The following is a 1,373-nucleotide window of genomic DNA, read 5'->3' on the forward strand; positions in this document are numbered from 1 at the left end:
GATATAACCTATCTTGTTGTTGCTCGTGAACAGATGCGTCGTGCTGTTGGGCTTTTTGGTCATAAAGAACAAGATGCCCACCGCATGATTATTGCAGGGGGTGGTCACATTGGCCTTTATGTTGCACAGGCTATTGAAAAGCGTTTCCATAAATTAAAATTGAAGATTATAGAAGCGCATAGAGAAAGAGCCCTCACAATTGCTGATCAGCTTGAAAAAACAACAGTTTTATACGGTAATGTGTTAGATCCAGTGATTCTTCAAGATGCGGGAATTGATCAGTCCGATTTAATGATTACATTAACCAATCAAGATCAGGTTAATCTCTTAAGCGCTATTATTGCTAAAAGATTGGGCTGCAAAGCCAATATGGTATTGATTAATAATGTTGCCTATCAAGAATTTAGTCGTGCTGTTGGTGTGGATGCATATCTTAATCCCCATAGCGTTACAATATCGAGAATTTTGCAACAAATGCGCCGTGGGCGTATTCGTTCTGTTCATTCAGTTTTTAATGGCCGAGCAGAAATTATTGAAGCTGAAGTGATGCAAACATCTTCATTGGTTGGTAAGTCATTATCAGAGCTCAATTTATCAGATGGTTTGAGAATTGGTGCAATTTATCGCAATAAGACAATAATACAGCTTTCGGCAGATACGCGTATTTTATCTGGTGATAGAATAGTGATTTTTGCTCTTGCTGAGTTCGTTCGTGATGTTGAACAACTCTTTCGCGTAAGTTTAGAATATTTTTGATATATTATCTATGGATATTTGTACTTTTTGGTATAGTGGACAATTAAGATTGTTGGGTAGGCTTTGTTTGTCCTCAATGGTTAAAACTGGACAGCGCGTTAAGCTTTTTAGTTATGATAAAAAATAGATAATCTTCCTGCTGGTGTTGAGCTGCATGAAGCCGAATCAATTTTACCACGCTCAGCAATTTATCGCCTTGACCCCGATTTTTCTGATGATAAACTATGGTGTACAATTGTTCAGTTCTCGGATTTTTTTCATGTTATGCTGATGAAATATCAACAAGGTGTTTGGTTAGATACAGATGTTTACCTTGTTAAACAATTTCAGCCAGATACGGAGAAGGTTTGGTTGGCAAGAGAAAATAATATAAGAGTGGGCGTTTCTGCACTTTATTTTCCGCCCGATAACCCTATTATAAAAGTATTTGAAGATTATTGGGCAGGCGCAGAAATTATTCCTCATTGGCTTGGGTTTAAGCGTCGTGTTTGGAGACCGTTCTGGTTAAAGAGGAAAAAATGCCGATTTTACCGGGAAATTTTGGCGTTACGATATTTGGTAATGATGGTATTTCACGATTAGCAAAAAGATATGGTTTTTTTCATGAAGCAAAGGAA

1 protein-coding gene and 1 pseudogene are annotated in these 1,373 nt (G+C 37.4%); both read left to right on the plus strand.

All coding sequences use genetic code 11. From position 1 onward, the window contains the following. Positions 1–756 (plus strand): Trk system potassium transporter TrkA (gene trkA / locus ACFIO3_RS13160; protein ID WP_375704605.1); only part of this gene is annotated, 756 nt, incomplete at its 5' end. A gap of 10 nt (positions 757–766) precedes the next feature. Continuing rightward, a pseudogene (locus tag ACFIO3_RS13165) lies at positions 767–1,373 on the plus strand (hypothetical protein); the annotation flags it as partial.

The sequence above is a fragment of the Bartonella sp. AD328YNZD genome, assembly GCF_042196425.1.